18 protein-coding genes and 1 pseudogene are annotated in these 15,964 nt (G+C 59.0%); 13 read left to right on the top strand and 6 right to left on the bottom strand.

Features of this window, described 5'->3' with window-relative positions; all coding sequences use genetic code 11:
* The 5 genes and pseudogenes from ABIQ96_RS22950 to ABIQ96_RS22930 all read left to right on the top strand — a co-directional run.
* Window positions 1-336 (top strand): annotated as a pseudogene (locus tag ABIQ96_RS22950) (hypothetical protein); the annotation flags it as partial.
* Window positions 311-946, top strand: coding sequence for an SMC-Scp complex subunit ScpB (scpB, locus tag ABIQ96_RS22945; RefSeq protein WP_348216986.1), 636 nt, complete (start codon window positions 311-313; stop codon window positions 944-946). The pseudogene ABIQ96_RS22950 and the gene scpB, both read left to right, overlap by 26 nt.
* Before the next feature lie 15 nt (window positions 947-961).
* Entirely contained in the window at window positions 962-2,032 is a 1,071-nt protein-coding gene (pheA, locus tag ABIQ96_RS22940; RefSeq protein WP_348216985.1) for a prephenate dehydratase, read from the top strand.
* A gap of 89 nt (window positions 2,033-2,121) precedes the next feature.
* On the top strand, window positions 2,122-3,414 hold the full coding sequence (locus tag ABIQ96_RS22935) for a citrate synthase (RefSeq protein ID WP_348216984.1): 1,293 nt from the start codon (window positions 2,122-2,124) through the stop codon (window positions 3,412-3,414).
* Between the two features lie 3 nt (window positions 3,415-3,417).
* The gene (locus ABIQ96_RS22930) at window positions 3,418-3,921 is read left to right on the top strand and encodes a hypothetical protein (protein WP_348216983.1); all 504 of its coding nucleotides are present in this window, start codon (window positions 3,418-3,420) and stop codon (window positions 3,919-3,921) included.
* Between the two features lie 12 nt (window positions 3,922-3,933).
* On the opposite strand, the gene ABIQ96_RS22925 is transcribed toward ABIQ96_RS22930, so the two are convergent.
* A complete protein-coding gene (locus ABIQ96_RS22925) occupies window positions 3,934-4,737 on the bottom strand; it encodes an SDR family oxidoreductase (RefSeq protein ID WP_348216982.1) in 804 nt (267 codons plus the stop codon).
* A gap of 27 nt (window positions 4,738-4,764) precedes the next feature.
* On the bottom strand, window positions 4,765-5,196 hold the full coding sequence (locus tag ABIQ96_RS22920; RefSeq protein WP_348216981.1) for a hypothetical protein: 432 nt from the start codon (window positions 5,194-5,196) through the stop codon (window positions 4,765-4,767).
* A gap of 36 nt (window positions 5,197-5,232) precedes the next feature.
* On the opposite strand from ABIQ96_RS22920, the gene ABIQ96_RS22915 reads away from it, so the two are divergent.
* The 7 genes from ABIQ96_RS22915 (at window position 5,233) to ABIQ96_RS22885 (ending at window position 11,993) form a co-directional block, all read left to right on the top strand.
* Window positions 5,233-5,511, top strand: coding sequence for a hypothetical protein (locus tag ABIQ96_RS22915; RefSeq protein ID WP_348216980.1), 279 nt, complete (start codon window positions 5,233-5,235; stop codon window positions 5,509-5,511).
* A gap of 387 nt (window positions 5,512-5,898) precedes the next feature.
* On the top strand, window positions 5,899-8,109 hold the full coding sequence (locus tag ABIQ96_RS22910) for an NADP-dependent isocitrate dehydrogenase (RefSeq protein WP_348216979.1): 2,211 nt from the start codon (window positions 5,899-5,901) through the stop codon (window positions 8,107-8,109).
* Window positions 8,110-8,675: 566 nt separating this feature from the next.
* Window positions 8,676-10,139 carry a carboxypeptidase M32 gene (locus ABIQ96_RS22905; RefSeq protein WP_348216978.1) on the top strand — a complete coding sequence of 488 codons (1,464 nt, stop codon included), beginning with the start codon at window positions 8,676-8,678 and terminating at the stop codon, window positions 10,137-10,139.
* A complete protein-coding gene (tmk, locus tag ABIQ96_RS22900) occupies window positions 10,111-10,740 on the top strand; it encodes a dTMP kinase (protein ID WP_348216977.1) in 630 nt (209 codons plus the stop codon). Before ABIQ96_RS22905 ends, tmk begins: the two co-directional genes overlap by 29 nt.
* A gap of 149 nt (window positions 10,741-10,889) precedes the next feature.
* Window positions 10,890-11,345: a PA2169 family four-helix-bundle protein gene (locus ABIQ96_RS22895; RefSeq protein WP_348216976.1), complete on the top strand. Its 456-nt coding sequence runs from the start codon at window positions 10,890-10,892 to the stop codon at window positions 11,343-11,345.
* 75 nt (window positions 11,346-11,420) lie between these two features.
* Window positions 11,421-11,591, top strand: coding sequence for a DUF1328 domain-containing protein (locus tag ABIQ96_RS22890; RefSeq protein WP_348216975.1), 171 nt, complete (start codon window positions 11,421-11,423; stop codon window positions 11,589-11,591).
* Between the two features lie 33 nt (window positions 11,592-11,624).
* Complete coding sequence (locus ABIQ96_RS22885) at window positions 11,625-11,993, top strand: hypothetical protein (protein WP_348216974.1); 369 nt, start codon at window positions 11,625-11,627, stop codon at window positions 11,991-11,993.
* A 13-nt stretch (window positions 11,994-12,006) separates the two neighbouring features.
* On the opposite strand, the gene serS is transcribed toward ABIQ96_RS22885, so the two are convergent.
* The 3 genes from serS to ABIQ96_RS22870 all read right to left on the bottom strand — a co-directional run bounded on the left by serS (window position 12,007) and on the right by ABIQ96_RS22870 (window position 14,961).
* The gene (gene serS, locus ABIQ96_RS22880) at window positions 12,007-13,284 is read right to left on the bottom strand and encodes a serine--tRNA ligase (protein ID WP_348216973.1); all 1,278 of its coding nucleotides are present in this window, start codon (window positions 13,282-13,284) and stop codon (window positions 12,007-12,009) included.
* 65 nt (window positions 13,285-13,349) lie between these two features.
* On the bottom strand, window positions 13,350-13,979 hold the full coding sequence (locus ABIQ96_RS22875) for a DUF1080 domain-containing protein (protein WP_348216972.1): 630 nt from the start codon (window positions 13,977-13,979) through the stop codon (window positions 13,350-13,352).
* 217 nt (window positions 13,980-14,196) lie between these two features.
* On the bottom strand, window positions 14,197-14,961 hold the full coding sequence (locus ABIQ96_RS22870; protein WP_348216971.1) for a helix-turn-helix transcriptional regulator: 765 nt from the start codon (window positions 14,959-14,961) through the stop codon (window positions 14,197-14,199).
* Window positions 14,962-15,060: 99 nt separating this feature from the next.
* Here ABIQ96_RS22870 and tsaE point away from each other — a divergent pair, with 99 nt between their 5' ends.
* Complete coding sequence (gene tsaE, locus ABIQ96_RS22865; protein ID WP_348216970.1) at window positions 15,061-15,474, top strand: tRNA (adenosine(37)-N6)-threonylcarbamoyltransferase complex ATPase subunit type 1 TsaE; 414 nt, start codon at window positions 15,061-15,063, stop codon at window positions 15,472-15,474.
* A gap of 1 nt (window position 15,475) precedes the next feature.
* Here tsaE and ABIQ96_RS22860 read toward each other — a convergent pair whose 3' ends face one another.
* Window positions 15,476-15,613, bottom strand: coding sequence for a hypothetical protein (locus tag ABIQ96_RS22860; RefSeq protein WP_348216969.1), 138 nt, complete (start codon window positions 15,611-15,613; stop codon window positions 15,476-15,478).
* Window positions 15,614-15,964: the final 351 nt, after the last annotated feature.

Raw genomic sequence — 15,964 nt, 5'->3', positions numbered from 1 at the left:
GCACCGCCGACGCCGAACGCGCTCGCGCTGACGCTGCCGGAGCTGCTCGCCGCCGTCGACCGTGTGCTGCGGATGGTGCGCGACCCATCCATCCACGACGTCATTCCGCGAGCACTCGATCTCGAAGGCGCCATGGCGACCATCCGTGCGGTGCTCGCACTGCGCGCCCGCGCGTCATGGCGCGACATGCTGGGCCGCGGCGCCGAGCCCTGGGAAGTGTTGTCGATGCTGCTGGCGCTGCTGGAGCTCGCGCGCCGGGGCGAATTGCGCCTGGATCAGCCTCACGCGTTTGGATCAGTGGAGATCATCAGTGACATCGCTGGCGAAGCTGCTTGAAGCTGCGTTGTTCGCGAGCGGTCGGCCCATTCCGGCCGACGAGCTCGCGTCGCTCGACACCGAGGCCTCCCCGGCGGCCATCCAGGCCGCGCTGGAGGAGATACGCGAGCACTACGATGTTGACGGGCATGGCGTCGAGTTGACGGAGATCGGTGGCGGCTGGCAGATCCTCACGCGCGCAGAGTACACCGAGGCCATCGAACGCGCGCAGCTCGCCAGACGCCCACAGCGGCTCTCGGCGGCCGCGCTGGAAACGCTCGCGATCATCGCCTACCGCCAGCCGATCACCAAGGCCGCCATCGAAGCCGTCCGCGGCGTGGCGTGCGACGGGATGATCCAGAAACTCCTCGATCGCGACCTGATCCGCATCGGCGGCCGGGCGGAACTTCCGGGACGGCCGCTGCTTTATGAAACGACCGATCTGTTTTTCGAACACTTCGGCATCCGCTCCATCGACGACCTCCCGAATGCCACGGAGCTCCGCAAGGTAAAGCTGCCCGAACCGGCAACCGCGCCCGTCCCTGCCGCCGAATCCGGGCACCAGCTTGCCCTCGGCGCGGTCGGCATTCCCGCCGCCGCGGCCGGAGACGAATCCTCCAACGAAGCCTAACATTTTTATTTGCCTGTGAATCTCGACGATATCCGCCGCCAGATCGACACGATCGACCAAGACCTGCTAGACCTGCTTTCCCGCCGCGCGGATCTCGTTCATGAAGTCGGCGTTGTGAAAAAACGCGACGGCCTGCAGATTTATGCTCCCGAGCGCGAGGAAGCCCTGCTGCGGCGGCTCATCGAGATGAACAAGGGCCGCCTGCCGGAAAAATCCATCCGCGCGATCTATCGGGAAATCATGTCCGCCGCCCTTGCGCTGGAGGACGATCTAACTATCGCCTATCTCGGGCCGGAAGGAACGTGGACGCATCAGGCGGCGATCAAGAAATTCGGCCACTCGGTGAACTATTCCGCGCAACCGAATTTCTCCGACGTCTTCGACCAGGTCGCCCGCCGCGCCGCGAACTACGGCGTCGTGCCGATTGAAAACTCCACGGAGGGCGCGGTTTCACACACACTGGATCTGTTTGTGGATTCGCCGCTGCACATCTGCGCGCAGATTTTACTCCGCATCGAAAACGGACTGATGGCCGCGATTCCGCGAGAGCAGATCAAGACACTGTATTCCCATCCGCAGGTTTTCGGCCAGTGCCGGGCATGGATTCTGAGAAATTTCCCGAATGCGGATCTCGTCGAGGTTTCGTCCACCACCAAGGCCGCCCAGATCGCCAAGGATCAAGCAGCGCAGGGAGCCGCCGCTCTCGGTGGCCCGCTGGCCGCGGAAATGTATGGACTGACGCTGTTGGAGGAATCCATCCAGGACCGCGCGACCAACACCACGCGCTTCCTCGTCATCGGCGAAAAACCCTGCCCGCCGACCGGCAACGATCGGACTTCCATCCTTTTCGCAATCCATGACCGGCCCGGCTCGCTGGTAAAAGCGCTGCAGGCGTTCGACCAATTTCACATTAACATGTCGAAAATCGAGTCCCGCCCGTCGAAGCGCAAGGATTGGGAATACATTTTCTACGTCGATCTCGCCGGCCACTGCGACGACACCAAGGTTTCCGAGGCGTTGGAGGAATTGGGCAACCATTGCTCGCTGGTGAAACTGCTCGGTTCCTATCCGGATGCAGGTGAATGAGATTCGCCGGCGAGGTGAATCGAATTGATCGAAAATCGATGCAATGGAAGCTGGCATAATTCATGCAGGGCAGTCTAAAACGTCCCCGCATGAACGGAACAGTGGAATTGATCATCGATGGCAAGCCTCTCACGCTGCCGACCGTAGTTGGAACCGAGAACGAAGTGGGGATCGACGTGAGCACGCTTCGCGCCAAAACCGGCTGCATCACGCTGGACCCCGGATACGGCAACACCGGCGCCTGCAAGAGCGCGATCACTTTCATCGACGGTGAAAAAGGCATCCTCCAATACCGCGGCTATGACATTGCCGAGCTCGCGAAAAAAAGCACCTTCATCGAGACCGCCTACCTGCTGATTTATGGCGAGCTTCCCACCGCTGCCGAGCTTCAAGGTTTTTCGAACCAGCTCACCCGGACCCAGATGTTGCATGAGGACTTGAGATTCCACTTCGATGCCTTTCCTCCGAGCGCGCATCCGATGTCGATTCTCTCGGCCATGATCCATGCGTCGGGTGCCTATCCGAGTGCCGAAAACCGCGGCAAATGCCCGAAGGACGCGTTCCCATTCCAAGCGGCCCGACTCATTTCCCAAGTCCGTACCATCGCCACCAGTTCCTATCGCAAGGCTCACGGACTCCCTCCCACCTATCCGAAGAGCAACCTGAAATACACGGAGAATTTTCTCCACATGATGTTCTCCCTTCCGAATGAGGAATATCAGTTGAATCCGGAAGTCGTCAAAGCGCTCGATCTCATTTTCCTTCTCCACGCGGACCACGAACAAAACTGCTCCACGTCCACGGTGCGCATGGTCGCCTCCAGCAAGGCGAACGTTTACGCCTCGTGCTCCGCCGGAGTCTGCGCCCTCTGGGGCCCCCTTCATGGCGGCGCGAACCAGGCGGTTCTCGAAATGCTCGAGGAAATCCACAATGAGGGCGACGATGGCAGCAAATTCCTCGAACAAGTCAAAAACAAGGTCGGCAACCGCCGCCTGATGGGCTTCGGCCATCGCGTTTACAAGAGCTTCGATCCGCGCGCCGTCATCATCAAGGAACAGTGCGACAAGGTGCTCGCCCAGCTCAATGTTTCGGATCCATTGCTCGACATCGCCAAGAAGCTGGAGGAGGTCGCCCTCCACGACGAATATTTTGTCTCTCGGAAGCTCTATCCGAACGTCGATTTCTACAGCGGCATCATCATGCGCGCCATCGGCATCCCGATGGATATGTTCACCGTTCTTTTCGCCATCGGCCGCATGCCCGGCTGGGTCGCGAACTACAAGGAAGTCATGGACGATCCGGACAGCCGCATCAACCGTCCCCGCCAGATCTACACCGGCGAGACGCTGCGCAGCTATAAGCCGATGGCCGAGCGGGTTTAATCCGTGGAAATTCCTGTCTATCAGACAGGAATCTTTGCTCCTCACCTGTTGATCATGCTGCCGACCGAGCGCATTTGGCTGAATATCCTTAGGCTAGGCCTGCTCCTCAGCGCATGTGGGTGGGGAATCTCGTTCATATTCACCTTCTCCACTTGGAACTCCGCCGCGGGCCAGCTCCAGGACATGGGAGCCGACAGGATTGCTTATGACCCCCTGCTGAACTATTGGCTGCGGATGGCCTCCTCCACATTCGGCTGCATCGGGATTGGCTCGGCACTGGCCTGCCTTCGTCCGGCAAGTTTCTTCGGATTCATCCGTTTGTTAGGCCCGTTCCACCTCATCGTCGGAACGACGCTCGCGATCTCCGCCTATCGGATTCCGCTCACGCCGAGCCTCCATCCGACTTTCATTCCGGATATTGTTTTCTGTTTCCTGGCAGCATTTCTGATCCAAACACCCTTGATTCGAGAATCGAGAATGGCAAAAAAGCGGGATCAGGCAAAGTGATTGCCGGCTTCATCACCGCCTCGGCCTGAACCCCATCGCGAAGCGCAGCACGACCATCGGCAGCGCTGATAGAACGAGTGCCGCGGCGGCGGTCTTCAATCCGGGATAAACTCTTGCGGACTTCCGGTCCAGTGCCGCCAGAGATTCGGCGACGACCTGCTCTTTGGGAACGTAGAACGATTTCTTGGTAGGCATCCCCCGAGATTCCGGCGAGCGCTTGGACACCTGCCCAAATTCGGTCCTAACCGGACCGGGGCAAACCGCCAGCACCGGGATGTGATGCTCGCGCAGTTCGATGCGCAGTGCTTCGGAGAAACTCGTCACGTAGGCTTTCGTCGCCGCATACACCGCGAAGTCGGGAATCGGAATCACGCTGGCGAGCGAGCTCACGTTGATGATCGCCCCGCCTCCGCGCCGGATCATTTCGGGAAGCAACGAGTGGCTGAGATGGGTGAGCGCCTCGATGTTGACACTCAGCATCGACTGCAGCTTGTCCCACTCCGCCGTGGCGAATTCGCCGTAATCACCAAGGCCCGCGTTGTTGACCAACAGGTCCGGCAGGAATCCCGCGGATGTTAGGTTTTTCACCAATTGCTCGCGCTCGGCAGAAACGTTCAGATCGACGGCAAACACCGCGACAGCGACATGCGGAAATTTCGAACGAATGCGGTCCGCGAGCTGCGATAACAGAGTCTCGCGACGCGCCACGAGAACGAGCTTGCCGACTCGTGGCGCGATTTGAAATGCGAACTCCTCGCCCAGTCCGGATGAAGCACCGGTGACGAGGGCACAAGAAAAGGAAGCGGTTGGTGGCATGGCGGTTTGATACACCATGCCGATGGATTACGCCATCTGAGTTTCGCCGTTCGCGCCTTGCGTGACTTGAACGATACGGAGTGGCAAACGAACGAGGATTTCCCCGTCGCAACCGATGTCGATGGAATAGATGCCGGCGTCTTCGAAGCGGAGGCCTTGCAGGTTCATGACGATGTTGCGGGTCAGGAACGGCACGTTCTTCGGAAGCTGCACTTCGAACTCGGGCTCGATCGGCATGTTGTTCGGATCGAGCGATTCGCCGTCCTCGTTGATGATGTTGATGGAGAGCTTGTGACGGCCCGCATCTTCCGGAGTGAAGCAGAAACGCATGGCAAGGGCACACGACGGGTGCACTACAGGCACGGCACGGGCCGCAAGCGTGTCGAAGGTTCCGGAAATGACGAGCTTGCCGTTATAGTCGGCGGCGAAGTCACAAAGAGTGGCGATTTGGATGTCCATGATTGGATGTTTGAATGGATTTAACAGAGATGCGGCATGGCTTTCATGCAGCGGGGCACCTTGTCTGAAGGGATCGCGGCCCTGCGTAAAGCGCAAAGAATTCACGGAATCGACCGAATCATGGTCGAGGTCAGCCCGCCATTGGGATTCGCTCAAACAGCATGCGATCAGGCATTCAAACCTTTTTTGCGCGAATCCTCAAAAACGTCGGTTTTCAGGGCGAAAATGAATGCAAATCCAGCACATTTCCCCAAGTTGTTAACATCGGAATTCTTAAGTGTTTTCGCCCGTCCACATTGGTTCAACGCTTCTTGAAAATTGTCCTGATTTTCTCGATCAATCAATGTCACGTGATTGTGAATAACTTGCCAACAATCGCGAGCAACCGCCCAGCAACCTCCCAATTGATTTGTTTTCAATAAGTAACAAATCGATCATCCGTTTAAAGCCATCTCAACAATGGGAATAACTCGCGTCATGGTGACACCGGGGAGTGAAACGGTCGGCCTACGGAAATCCCCTACCCCGTTCGCAGGGAATGCCCTCGACAGACATTTCACGACGAGCTTCACAAGTTATTCACAAGGCTTTGAATGTACGATGCACAAACGCTGAAAATCGGCCTCAAATTGGCGAAGCAATTGCTTTTGACCCTGCCCCGCCGATGCCCTACACGGCTGACGCATTTCACAACGCAAGATCATGTCCGAGACCCCTACCATCATCTACACGAAGACCGACGAAGCCCCCGCGCTCGCGACCTACTCTTTTCTCCCCATCGTCCAAGCCTTCACCAAGCACTCGGGCATCACCGTGGAAACCCGCGACATCTCGCTCGCCGGCCGCATCATTTCCCAATTCCCGGACTTCCTCACTGCTGACCAGCAAATCGCCGACGCCCTCTCCGAACTCGGCGCGCTGACCCTCACCCCCGAGGCCAACATCATTAAGCTCCCAAACGTTTCCGCCTCCGTCCCGCAGCTCAAGGCGGCCGTCGCCGAACTCCAATCGAAAGGCTACTCGCTCCCGAATTTCCCCGGCACCGCCGAGACCGATGCCCGCTACGCGAAAGTCATGGGCAGCGCCGTGAACCCCGTCCTTCGCGAGGGCAACTCCGACCGCCGCGCGCCGAAGGCCGTCAAGGACTACGCCAAGGCCCACCCGCACAGCATGGGCAAATGGTCCGCCGATTCCAAAACCACCGTCGGCTCCATGGACGGCAAGGGCGATTTCTTCTCCAACGAAAAATCCGTCTGCGTCCCCGCCGCCACCGATGTCAAAATCGAGTTCGTCGGCGCGGACGGCACCACCAAAGTCCTCAAGGAATCCACTCCGCTCAAGGCCGGTGAAATCCTCGACGCCACCTTCATGAGCAAGGCCGCGCTCGTCGATTTCCTCGGGCAGCAGATCGCCCTCGCGAAAAAGGAAAACGTCCTCCTCTCGCTCCACATGAAGGCCACCATGATGAAGGTCAGCGATCCCATCATCTTCGGCGTCGCCGTCGAAGTCTTCTTCAAGGACCTCATCTCCAAACACGCCGCAACCCTCAAGGAGCTCGGCGTCGATTTCCGCAACGGCTTCGGTGACCTCGTCGCAAAATTGGAAAAACTCCCCGCCGATAAAAAGGCGGAGATCGAAGCCGACATCCAAGCCGCCTACGCGAACGGCCCAGCCCTCTCCATGGTGAACTCCGACAAAGGCATCACCAACCTCCACGTCCCGTCCGACGTCATCGTCGATGCCTCCATGCCGGCCATGATCCGTGCTGGTGGAAAAGTCTGGGACGCCGCTGGCAAAACCGGCGACACCCTCGCTGTCATCCCCGACTCCTGCTACGCCGGCATCTATCAAGCCACCATCGACTTCTGCAAAAAGAACGGCGCGCTCGATCCCAAGACCATGGGCTCAGTTCCAAACGTCGGCCTCATGGCCCAGGCCGCCGAGGAATACGGCTCCCATAACAAGACCTTCGAAATCCCCGCCAAAGGCACCGTCAACGTCACCGACTCCAGCGGAAACGTCCTGCTCTCCCACGAAGTCGAAGCCGGCGACATCTGGCGCGCCTGCCAAACCAAGGACGCTCCCATCCAGGATTGGGTAAAACTCGCCGTCAAACGCGCCCGCGCTTCCGGCGATCCCGCCGTCTTCTGGCTCGATAAAAACCGCGCCCACGACGCCCAGATCATCACCAAGGTCGAAACTTATCTCAAGGACCACGACACCTCCGGCCTAGACCTCCGCATCCTCCCGCCTGCCGAAGCCTGCACCTTCTCGTTAGAGCGCATCGTCCAAGGCAAGGACACCATCTCCGTCACCGGCAACGTCCTGCGCGACTACAACACCGACCTCTTCCCCATCCTCGAAGTCGGCACCTCCGCCAAGATGCTCTCCATCGTCCCCCTCATGAACGGCGGCGGCCTCTTCGAAACCGGTGCCGGCGGCTCCGCGCCGAAACACGTCGAGCAATTCACCCAGGAAAACTACCTGCGCTGGGATTCCCTCGGCGAGTTCTTCGCCTTGGCTCCATCGTTCGAGCAGATCAGCGAAGTCTTCAGCCTGCCAAAAGCCAAGGTCCTCGCCGATACCCTCGACGCAGCCACCGGCAAGTTCCTTGAATTCGACCGCTCCCCCGGCCGCAAGCTCGGCACCATCGACAACCGCGGCTCGCATTTCTACCTCGCCCTCTACTGGGCCGAAGCCCTCGCCGCACAGGATAACGACGCGGACCTCAAGGCCATCTTCACCCCCGTCGCCGAGCAACTCTTCACCCACGAAGCCCGCATCGTCGAGGAGCTGCTAGCCGTCCAAGGCAAACCCGTCGACATCGGCGGCTACTACCTCCCGGACGACGCGAAAGCCAACGCAGCCCTCCGCCCCAGCGAGACCTTCAACAGCATCCTCGCCGCCATCTGATCCATCGTGGTTGCTGCGTCTTGCAGCACCTCTCCCTCTCCCAAGCCCGCCGCCCTCCAAAGGCGACGGGCTTTTTTTCGATCACATTGCCCGGCTTCAACTATCTGCTACTTCGTTTGACTCCTTCCATCATCCCTACTGGCGCCCACTCTCCATAACATTCATCAAATTCTATCACCCGACCATCTCCGCCATCCTCGCAGCCTCAGCACTCGGTTTCGTCAGTTGCGCCAACGGCCCCACCTACGCCGAGGCGCTCAAGACCATGCCGCCGATCCCCAAGGGAAAAGGCCGCGTCTTCGTCTATCGGAAGAGCTCCTGGGGAGGGCTTCTCAAACCAGACATTAAAATTGAAGAGCAATCGATCGGCAGATCCTACGCGCAGGGCTTCAGATACTCCGACCAATCTCCCCGCCTGCGCCGGGTTTCCCCCACCCAGTGGAGATTGAAGCTGCATCCATTTTCCGCAGGGCGGGTCGGCCGCAGACCAGACCTCCTGCCTACTGAACCAGGCATTCCGGATTTTCGGCCTTTGCCTTCACGCGGGATTCCTTCAGAAATCGCGCATGTCGATTTTCGAGAAAGCCCGCGAACTGGCGGTGATCAATTCTTCCGCCGCGGTCATCGGTTGGGATCAGGAAACCTATCTGCCATCCGATGCAGCCAAATACCGCGCCGACCAGCTCGCCTGGTTGTCGTCGCGCGCGCATGAGCTCGCCACTTCGGACGCTTGGAAAGCGGATCTCGAAGCGGCGGAAGCTGCCGATGCCGGCACGGATTTCAAACACACCGCGAATCTCCGCGAACTCCGCCGCGAGTTCGACCGGGCCACCAAACTCACCGTCGAACTCGTCGCCCGCGACTCGGTGGCCAGTTCGCTGGCCAAGCACGCCTGGGCCGATGCCCGCGAGCGTTCGGATTTTTCACGGTTCGCTCCACACTTGGAAACCCTGCTCGGCATCGCCCGCGAAAAGGCGGACCTCTGGGGCTACCGGGATGAGCCATATGACGCTCTGCTGGAAGGCTACGAACGCGCGACGAGCACCGCCGCCGTCGCAGCATTGTTTGATGCAATGCGACCTTCCGCTAGAGAAACCGCCGCGAAGGCGGTGGAAAATTCCAGATCGCACGCCCCCTCGCTGCCACCCGGTCCCTATCCTGTCGCGGCGCAGCAACGTTTCAACTCGCAGGTTGCGGAATCCATCGGCTTCGACTTCGATGCGGGCCGGATCGATACGACGACGCATCCGTTCTGCACCACGCTCGGCCCGCGTGACATTCGCCTAACAACCCGTTACATGGAGTCGGATTTCACATCTTCGCTCTTCGGTGTGCTGCACGAGGCGGGACACGGGCTCTACGAACAAGGCCTGCCTGCCGAAGATTTCGGTCTGCCATCCGGCAACGCGGTATCACTGGGCATCCACGAATCCCAATCCCGGCTGTGGGAAAACCATGTCGGCCGGTCGCGGGAATTCTGGGAGAAATGGTATCCCGCCGCGCAGGAAAGTTTCCCGCAGCTCGCCGGATTTCCGCTGGAGAAATTTCTTCGCTATCTCTGGCGGGCGGAGTTCTCACCGATCCGCGTGGAGGCGGACGAAGCGACGTATGACCTGCACATTCTCCTGCGGTTCGGGATCGAACGCCAGATGATGAATGGCAGTCTCGCCGTGGCCGATGTCCCTAACGCATGGAACGAGGGTTTCCGCGAGCTGTTCGGATTCGCTCCCGAGGATGACCGCCACGGCTGCCTGCAGGACATCCATTGGTCGATGGGCGGACTCGGATATTTCGCGACCTACACGCTGGGCAATATCAATTCCGCGCAACTGTTCGCGGCCGCGCGGAAAGATCCATCCGTCGCCTCCGCGATCCAACAGGCCGACTACCGCCCGCTGCTCGGATGGTTGCGGAAATCGGTGCATGCCTACGGTTCCACACTCGATCCCGCGAAGCTCATCGAACAGGCCACCGGCAGCGCTCCATCGACCGCCGACTATCTTGCCCACCTCCAATCCCGATATCTCTAACATCATGCCGGACGGACTCTTCATCGTCATCGAGGGAATCGACGGCACCGGAAAATCGACCCAGGCCCGCCGCCTCGGCGAGTGGTTCACCGCGCAGGGCCGCGAGGTCGTACTGAGCCGCGAACCGACCGACGGGCCGTGGGGAAAAAAAGCCCGTGAGTCAGGAGGCACCGGACGCTTGTCGCCGGAGGACGAGCTGCAATTGTTCCTGAACGATCGGCAACAGCATGTCGATGAGCTGATAGAGCCCTCGCTGGCTGCCGGAAAAGTCGTGATCCTCGACCGCTACTATTTCTCGACGATGGCCTATCAGGGCGCGCGGGGTTTCGACCCGGTGGAAATCAGACGACGGAACGAGGAGTTCGCGCCGGTTCCGGATTTGTTGCTCATCCTCGATCTCGATGTGGACGCCGCGCTCCAACGGATCGGTGCCCGTGGTGATACGGCGAACGAATTCGAGAAGCGGGAAAACCTGCAACGTTGTCAGGAAATTTTCCTTTCGCTCCGGGATGAGCCGTTCGTCCGGGTGATCAGCACTCAAGACGGTCTCGACGAGGTGACCTTGAAAATCAGGAGCACTGTGCAGGATTCCATCCGCTAAAAAATCCGCTGAAGGCATTTTGCACCCTGCGGCGCAATCTGCATGATCCGCGCCGGTTTTCCGCTGGACCAAATGACTAACTTAGCTCTGTAAATCAGCGAGTTACGACAGGATAAAAGCGTTGGTATCGGATCTGCGAAAGAGGTGGTATGCCAGCCTCCGACACCCTTCCGGTCACTGATGCTTTCGAGTTGCAAAATGTGCTTACGCGTTACGTCGATTCCTACGACGGCTACACCGAAGCGGCAAAAGTCGTCGAATCGCCAGACTTGGCAGCGGCTTTTCTTGAAATAGCCGGTCGCCGGAAGGTGATTGTCGAACACGTCGCCGCCCTCATCGAGAGGCAGGGCGAGAAGCCCGACGTCGACGGCAGTCCGGAAGCAGCCATTCACCGCTGGTGGCTGCGCTTGCGGGCTCAAATGTCCACGGAAGAACTTGAAGCCACGCTGGCCGAATGCGTGCGTGGCGAAAAGGAGCTCGAACGCACGGTCAACGGAGCCCTCGAAAAAGGCGCTCTTGAGGCGCGCCATGCGGTCATTCTGGCAGAAATCGCTACGGAACTCAAAGCAGCGATTCAAACTTTTGAAACGGCATTGGGCCACTGAATTTCATCCAGCACCGTCAGGGACACGCCGGGTTCCTAATGGTTTCATCTACCTCCGGCACGGAAAAACAAAGTCATGTTAAGTTGGTCACTCACGTTCCTCATTCTCGCCCTCATCGCAGGCATTCTCGGCTTCGGCGTCATCGCCGGCACCGCCGCCTCGATCGCCAAAATCCTGTTCATTGTGTTCCTTGTCCTGCTCGTTGTTTCCGCGATCTCAAGATCACTGCGCGGCAAGACCCCCTGAACCGAAGCTAACAAATAACCTCCATTCTTCATTATGAACAACACACTTTTCAAAGACCGCCGGGCAACCGGACTTCTCAACCGCGTGCGCGAGGACGTTTCGCACCTGCGCGACGACATCGGCAGCCTCTTGACCCACACCACCCGGACGACTTTGCCTAACGGAGCCCGCGAACTCGCCGACCAGGCGAAGTCACAGCTCGCGGCGGGCGGTGCCTACGCCGCCTCGCGCCTTCGCAATCTCCGCAGCCAACCACCCCGCCAATCGGCGGGATGGATTGGGGGTGCGTTGATCGTAGGACTGCTCGCCTACGGGGCTTATGCGCTCTGCCGCGATCACTGCCAGTGCAGCCGGCGGACGAATGAAAATGAGTTTGATCCCGAGGATGACATCCCGGTTTGAGGCATTCGCGGGTTCACAAAACCGCAGCCCCGAAATAAGGTACCAACGCCTCCGGGATGCGGATGGAACCGTCCGGTTGCTGGCATTGCTCTAACAAAGCGACGTAAAGCCGTGGCAGGGCGGTGCCGGAACCATTGAGGGTGTGGGGAAAGCGGTTCTTTCCTTCCGCATCCTTGAAGCGGAGTTTCATGCGGCGCGCCTGGTATTCGGTGAAGCACGAGCAGCTCGAAACTTCGAGATACTTGCCGTGGCCGGGTGCCCAGACTTCGATGTCGTAGGTTTTCGCCGAGGAGAAGCCGATGTCGCCGGTGCAGAGCTCGATGGTCCGGTAGTGGAGGCCGAGTTTTTGTAGAATCGATTCGGCGTGACCTGTCAGCTGCTCGAGCACGTCGAAGCCTTGGTCCGGGTGGACGATCTGGACGAGCTCGACCTTGTCGAACTGATGCATGCGGATGATGCCCTTGTTGTCGCGTCCGGCGGATCCGGCTTCGCGGCGGAAGCAAGGAGTGTAGGCGACCATCTTCACCGGCAGATCGCCTTCTGATAGAAGCGTATCGCGATAGAGATTGGTCACGGGAACCTCGGCGGTGGGGGCGAGGAACAGGCTGTTGACGCCGTTTTCATCAGCATCGGTGCCATACATGTCGTCCTCGAATTTCGGGAGCTGGCCGGTGCCTTCCATGCACTCGCGTTTGACGAGGTGCGGGACGTTGACTTCCTCGTAGCCGTTAGCGGTCTGGGTATCCAACAGGAAATTGATGAGCGCGCGTTCAAGCTTCGCACCTTTTCCCCGATAGACGACGAAGCCGGAGCCCGCGGTGCGGATGCCGTCGTCCCAGTTGATGAGGCCGTGCTTGAGCGCGAGTTCGACGTGATCCTTCGGATTCGTTAGCTCCGGTTTGGTCCCCCACTCGCGGACGACGGGATTGGCCGTTTCATCGCTACCGACGGGACAAGCCTCGTGGGTGAGATTGGGGATGTTGAGGAGAAGATCATTCTGGCGGACGGTGGCGATTTCCGTCTCGGCATCGAGCGCGGCGATCTGGTCGTTGATGCCACGAACTTCGGCCTCGATGGCGCTGGTGTCCTCGCCCTTGCCCTTGAGCATGCCGATTTGCTTGGAAATGGTTTTCCGCGAGTTCTGGAGCTGCTGCTTGGAGGTTTCCAGAGCGCGGCGCGACTCGTCGCAGGCGAGGACGTCGTCAACTAACTTCCAGTGGTCTCCGCCGCGGTTTTTGAGGCGATCTTGAACGGCGGCGGGGTTTTCGCGGATGACGCGGATATCGAGCATGGCGGCGCGACTCTCACGGGCGATGGGGTGATGAATCAACGCGAATTTTCAGCGAATGCAGGATATCACTCGATGGGTGTCAGTTCGACCTTGCGGAAATGGACTTCCTTGTCTTCGCACTGGAGGCAGATCGCGCCTTTGGTGGTGCTGAGATCGGTCGCTTCGTTCATGAGGGTTCCGTTGACCCAGACGGAAGCTTTCGCGTCCTGACAGCGGATGCGCAGGGTATTCCATTCGCCGGGTGGTTTTTCGGAGCTTTCCGCCTTTTTCTCCCATCGGCGGCCTTTCGGCTCGGTGCCGGTGACGGTGAGTTTTTCCCCGAGGGTCCAGAAGTCACCGGCGTTTCCGGTGCCGAGCTGGACTTCAATGGATTTCGGCCAGACAAAAAGTTGCTTCGGGGTGGAGGCGTGGATGAGCACGCCGCTGTTGCCGGGTTTTCCGCCGGGAGCCCAGCGCCATTCGACGGTTAGTTCGTAGTTGGAATATTCCTTCTCCGTGCGCATCAGTCCGGGCGGGCGTCCTTTGCAAATCAGGACACCATCGGCAACCGACCAGACGGATTTTGCGTCGATTTTTGGATCGATGTTGTCGAAAACCCAGCCTTCGAGATCCTTTCCATTGAATAGAGCAACCGGATCGGCGGCCAACAGCATCAAGGATCCCATCAGATAAGCCGCCATAAATTTTCCAAACATGTCCGCACCTATCAGGATCTAATCATCGGCGCAAGGTTTTCCGTGATTGGCTATAGAACCCGGCAGTTGCACGGGACGGAAACTTTGCCTTGGCCGTCCACTTGGAACGGCCAAGGCAAGTCATCACAGGCCGCGGACGTTAGGCAATCCACGCCACAAACGGGGGAGAAACACCACGGATCCTGCCGATTTCCGACCACGGTGTAAATACGTGGAACTACGTATTCGTCCCTTCGCCACGCCCTTTGGAAGTCCTGACGGCGGCGGTCCGCGTTTCAGCTCCTGTTTTGCGGAGGATGTTTTCGACGTGCTTGTCGATGGTGCGCGGCGAACAGCCGAGGATGACCGCGATTTCAGAGTTCCTCTTCCCTTCCCCCAGCCATTCCACCACTTGGATCTCGCGTGGAGTGAGCAGGGATCGAGTCTGCTGTGGCGTGGATGTCCCCGCCAGTTCCTCCAGCAAACACGCCGTCCGGTGGGCGGCGGCGATGTGACGTGAGGCCAGCGCGAGCAGGGCTTGGATGCGTCCGGAAACCGGGCGATCCCGGTTGATCGTCATAGAGTTGATCCATCCGCCACGAGGCAGCAGGACATTCACCTGATGCCTGAGGCCGATGGGGCGGAAGATATCCTGATAAAAATCCGTCTTTTGGAAATCGCGTTGCGACGTGAGATTTGAGATGTCCACCACCGTTTCGCGACCTCCCCGCTGGATGTAGCTGTGGATCGGATTTTGCCGATAGAGTTCTTTGAGACGACTGAACAGACGCTCGAGTTCGGCACCGGAAAGCGGACAGTTGTGATCAAAGCGGTATTGCCCGCTGGCCTCTTCGATCTGGTCAAATGCGATGATTGCCCCTGGCAAAAGGCGTGCGGTGGATTTCACCAGATGTCCGCCAAACTCCGCCAGCGGCACCGGCTCTTGAAGCTCCGCCACGAAATCGAGTAAACCGGCATAATCTGAATGGCGCAGTCTTTCCATGGGTTGACGCTGCAAAATGATCGCAACAGGAAACCGGTGCAAGCCGACATGACTGAATTTTGGCATCGACTCTGGTGCATTCCCCTTTCGGAATCAGCCATGCAGGCACGTGCCGAATCAACCGACGCGATGGAGAAACTGGGACGGAAAATGGCGGAAGCCACCCGCTCAGGGTCCGTGATCGCGTTGGTCGGCGACCTTGGAGCGGGGAAAACCCATTGGACAAAGGGCTTCGTCGCAGGGACAGGATCCACCGCCGAGGTCACCAGCCCCACATTCGGATTGGTTCACGAATACTCCGGCGGTCGGTTTCCCGTGTTTCACTTGGATTTCTACCGCCTCAATTCCGCCGCGGAGTTGGTGGCCCTTGGGTGGGACGAATTGCTCGACCAAGAAGGCATCGTCATCGCCGAGTGGGGCGATAAATTCCCCGAAATGCTCCCGCCAGGAACGCTTTGGCTACATTTCACCGTCGAGCCTGATGGCAGCCGGACGGTGCGGCAAAGCGCGTAGGTCAGTTTACCGCGTTCACCAGATTGCCGGCGCTCTGGACCAAACCACCTGCCGTTCTGGCAAGGGCACCCGGCAAGCCACAGGAATTCAGGGACAACACGGCGGCACCGAGCGTGATCAATAGAGCAATCCGTTTCATTGGGTCGAAATGATGTCTTTTGAATTCGCGGAGTCAAGCAGGAGGTCAAATCAGGCCTGCTCATACGGAAAAACCGAGAATTTCGGCTGAATCGACGGATGTGATTGATTGCGAGTGGCGCGGGAAAACCGAATGCTTTTTGGTTAGGATTTCCAAACATCATCTCTAACAACCCCTAAACAACTCCACATCGCTTGGAGCACAGGGCAGCAGGATACCTCGAATTGAGCTGGCCCCAGAAGTCCGGCCACTGATGGGCTAAACTAAGCTATGGTGCTGGGATGCGGGAGATTGATAGGAGAGCATGGGTTCTGAATCAAGGATGGAGTGGCGAGGAACACGAAATCGGCA

Origin of the sequence: Luteolibacter sp., from assembly GCF_039920825.1 — a bacterium.
Lineage (GTDB): Bacteria > Verrucomicrobiota > Verrucomicrobiia > Verrucomicrobiales > Akkermansiaceae > Luteolibacter.
This window is presented reverse-complemented; position numbering and strand designations above follow the sequence as displayed.